This window comes from Phenylobacterium sp., from assembly GCF_036263695.1.
Lineage (GTDB): Bacteria > Pseudomonadota > Alphaproteobacteria > Caulobacterales > Caulobacteraceae > Phenylobacterium.
Genome location: NZ_DATAGM010000383.1, coordinates 1 through 3,817, shown reverse-complemented (window position 1 = coordinate 3,817; position 3,817 = coordinate 1). Strand labels below are relative to the sequence as shown.

Below are 3,817 nucleotides of genomic sequence, written 5' to 3'. Positions count from 1 at the left end.
TGATCGCCACCAGCTCAGCGACGATGTCGCGGATCTCCTCCGCCGCCGTCTTGGCGTCCAGCTGGGCGAGCTGGGCCAGGTCGATGGTGTTGATCAGCGCGTTGAAGATCGTGGTCTTGGTGGCGTGGTAGTAGTCCGACTGCTCGCGCACCACCTGGGTGGCGCCGCCGCTCTGGGCGGCGCGGAGTTGCTCGAACCCCTGGGTCATCTTGGGAGACGACGTAGCGTTCTGCGAGGCCGTGGCGCGATCCGCCAAGGCCGCGCCCGCCGATTGCGGCGCCGCCTTGGGCGCGGCGGCCGCCGCGGGCGCCTCGACCCGCTGCGGGCGCGTGGCGATGGGCGCTCCCGCCGCCGGCGCGGGCGGCGGGGCCTGGGGCTTGGGAGCCGGAGGACCGTCAGTGGAGCGCTTACCGAACATCGTCTACTTGCGCTTCAGCAGGCTGGCCAGGAACGAGGTCTTCTGGGGCGGCGGGGCCTCCCGGCGGCTGATCAGCTGCGCCAGGTGGTTGACGCCCTCGGCGGCCGGCGACTTGGCGTTCACCTCCACCAGCATCTGCCCGTTGTTGGCGGCAGAGCCGAACAGCTTGGGATCGAACGGCAGCACCAGCGAGGGGGCGAGCGCCAGGGCCTCGCCGAAGTCCTTCACCGGGATCTCCGGCCGGCCGGGCACGCCGACCATGTTCAGCACCAGGCGCGGCGGCGGATCGTTCGGCCGGGCCCGGCGGACCAGGTCGACCATGTTCTTCGCGTTGCGAAGGCTGGCCAGGTCGGGCGTGGCGACGATGATCAGGTCGTCCGAGCCCAGCAGGATCTTGCGCTTCCAGCTCGTCCAGTTGTGCGGCAGGTCGAGCACCACAAACGGCGCGGCGGAGCGGATCTTCTGGGTGACTTCCTCGAATGCGTCGGCGCCGATCTCGTAGTCGTCGTCCAGCGAGGCCGGCGCAGCGAACAGGCTGAGCCGCTCGGTGCAGCGGGCCATCATCCGGTCCATCAGCACCGCGTCGAGGCGGTCCGGCTGGCTGAGGGCGTCCATCACCCCCTGGATCGGGTCCTGGTTGAAGTCGAGCCCGGCGGTGCCGAAGGCCAGGTCCAGGTCGACCAGCACGGCGTTGGTCATCAGCCGCTCGGTGATCGCGTGAGCCACGTTGTGGGCCAGCGTCGAGGCCCCGACGCCGCCCTTGGCGCCGACGAACGCGATCTGGCGTCCGATGAAGGGGGAGGACGGGTCGGCGTAGAGGCCGGAGATGGTCCGCACGATCTGCAGCGGATCGAGCGGGGCCACCAGATATTCCGAGACGCCGCGGCGCATCAGTTCGCGGTAGAGGGCGATGTCGTTGGCGGAGCCGATGACCACCACCTTGGTGCCGGGGTCGCAGACCTCAGCCAGGCGGTCGAGCTGGGTCACCATCTCCCCGGCCGGGGCCAGCGACTCGACCATCACCAGCGAGGGCGTGGGCTGGTTCTGATAGGCGTCAACGGCGGCGGAGAGGCCGCCCATCCTGATGGTCGCCGTGGCCTTGCCCATCCGGCGGTCGGTGGCGGCGCGTTCGGCGGTGTCGGCGGTGGCCTGCTGTTCGCAGAAGATGTGGATCGCGATGCGCGGCACCATGGCCTCGCCGAGCGCCGCCTCGGCGCCGGCGATCAGCTCGTGCACCGGGTTGGCCGGCGCCGGGCTCGGCAGCGGCTCGTGGTCCGGCTCGACGGGCGAGGAGCTGAACGGATCGGGGGCGTCCTCGTCGGAGAACCGCTCGGCCGTGGGGGCGACGGCGAAGGGGTCGTCGTCCACCGCGGGCGACGCAGCCGCGGGAGCGAAGGGGTCGTGGGCGAGAGCGCCGCCGGCCGGCTCCAGCTCCGGCTCGCGGGCCGGCGGGAAATCGGCGAAGGGGTCGAGCGGCGGACGGGCCGCCGCGAGGCTCTCGCCGGCGGTAGTGAACTCGTCGTCCGGCTCGAACTCGGCGTCGATCGGCTCGACGCCCTGGATCTTGGGATTCATGCGCCCCGCTCCCGCTACTGCACTGCCCGAGAGACCGCGCCGTCTGCGCGCTTGTCGACCTCGGCCGCGGTGTTCTGCCCCTTGCGGTACTTGTCCAGGACCGTGGCGCGGCGGCCGGCGTCGACCGGCTCCGACGGCCGTGGCCCGAGAAGGTCGTTCGGCTCGGCGATCTGGGCGGCGATGTTGGCGGTGACCGCACAGCCGAAGTTCGGCTGCACCTCGTTGGCCGCGCTGCGGCGCAGGTCGCTCCACTGCACGCCGCACTCGGGCACCACCGCCACCCGGCGCAGGTAGCCGACCCGCAGCACATTGTCGCCGCCGCTCTCGACCATCTGCATGGCCTCGTCCGGCACGCCTTCCTTCGACAGGTGCTCGCGGACCATCTCGCCGAAGCGGCGGGCGATGGCGGGGTCGACGCCGGTCGGCACGTGGATCCGGATCGGCACGGCCCCGCTGGCCTGCCAGCCGACGGCGAAGTCGGTCAGCGCCGACGCCTGGTTCTGCGACAGGCCCCAGCCGTGAACCGCCAGCGCCAGCTCGTGCGGCTCATCGGCGACATCGGCCTTGAAGTTCTCCGTCGGCAGGCGCGGATCGAGCTGCGCGCCCGGCGCCTCCGGCGGGGCGCAGGCGGCGACGGACGCGGCCAGCCCGAGGCCGGCGAGGGGGCGGACCCAAGACTTCATTGCTGCCCTCATTCGATCACGTAGCCGTACGGCCCCCGGTAGGTGCGGCCGGCCGGCGCGTCGGCCTTGGCCTTGTAGGCGCGGTTCAGACGGCCAAGCAGGATGGTCTCCGGATCGGAGGCGATCTTCAGCCCGTCGGCCGGGGTCTGGAACTTGTCCGGAGAGACAGCGTCGACCAGGTAGGGGGTGACGATCACCACCAGCTCGCTCTCGCCTGACAGGTAGTCGCGCGAGCGGAACAGGGTGCCGAGCACCGGCAGCGAGCCAAGGCCCGGCAGGCCGTCGATGTTCTGGCGGGTCTGCTCGCGCAGCAGGCCGGCGATCATCATCGCCCCGCCGGAGGGAAGCTCGACCGTCGTCTCCGCGCGACGCACGTTGAGCGCCGGGATGGTCAGGGTCGGCGCCCCGGCGCCGTTGGTCACCGAGAAGGCGCCGGTGTTGGTCAGCTCCGACACCTCTGTGGAGAGCCGGATGGAGATCCGGCCGCCGGAGAGGACCACCGGAGTGAAGCCGAGGCCGACGCCGAAGGGCTTAAACTCGACCGAGATCCGCCCGTCGTCGTCCTGTCCCACGGGCACCGGGAATTCGCCGCCGGCCAGGAACTTGGCCGACTCGCCGGAGACGGCGGTGAGGTTTGGCTCGGCGAGCGTGCGGATCAGGCCGACGCGCTCGAAGGCCTGGATGGTCGCTTCGCCCTTGTTCATGCCGGGGCTGCCGGCGGTGTCCTTGAGGGTCGCGGTATCCCAGTTCGAGGCCGCATTGCCGTCGCGGGTCACGACGTCGCACAGCCGGCCTTCCCAGTTGGAGCCGTCGCACGGGAACTGCATCACCGGCTGCTTGGTCGTGTCGAGCAGCCAGCCGCCGGTCGCGCCGCCGAGCAGGCCGCCGTTGACGCCAAAGGTGGCGATGGAGCCCAGCATGTACTGGGTCTCCCCGAGTTGGCCGAGGACGGCCTGGGAGTCGAAGCCCAGCTGCTTGATGACCGAGCGCTGCATCTCGACGATGCGCACCTTCAGCATCACCTGGTCCTTGCCGGCGATGCTGAGCATGTTGATCACCTGCTCGGGCCTGGCGACGGCGGCCCGGGCGATCTGCGAGGCGCGCTCTGCGTCGGCGGCGCTCATCACCCGGCCCGAGAGGA

Annotated in this window: 3 protein-coding genes and 1 pseudogene; all 4 read right to left on the bottom strand. The window is 71.3% G+C overall.

Going from position 1 to position 3,817, the window contains the following annotated elements:
- Nucleotides 1–418 (bottom strand): annotated as a pseudogene (locus tag VHK87_RS15555) (CpaF family protein); the annotation flags it as partial.
- Nucleotides 419–421: 3 nt separating this feature from the next.
- Entirely contained in the window at nt 422–1,993 is a 1,572-nt protein-coding gene (locus VHK87_RS15550; RefSeq protein WP_329635803.1) for a CpaE family protein, read from the bottom strand.
- Nucleotides 1,994–2,007: 14 nt separating this feature from the next.
- Nucleotides 2,008–2,676 carry a CpaD family pilus assembly protein gene (locus tag VHK87_RS15545; protein ID WP_329635802.1) on the bottom strand — a complete coding sequence of 223 codons (669 nt, stop codon included), beginning with the start codon at nt 2,674–2,676 and terminating at the stop codon, nt 2,008–2,010.
- Between the two features lie 8 nt (nt 2,677–2,684).
- Nucleotides 2,685–3,817 (bottom strand): type II and III secretion system protein family protein (locus tag VHK87_RS15540; RefSeq protein WP_329635801.1); only part of this gene is annotated, 1,133 nt, incomplete at its 5' end.

Excerpts from the sequence above, each read along its gene's own strand:
- VHK87_RS15550 (WP_329635803.1), bottom strand. The coding sequence starts at position 1,993 with ATGAATCCCAAGATCCAGGGCGTCGAGCCGATCGACGCCGAGTTCGAG.
- VHK87_RS15545 (WP_329635802.1), bottom strand. The coding sequence starts at position 2,676 with ATGAAGTCTTGGGTCCGCCCCCTCGCCGGCCTCGGGCTGGCCGCGTCC.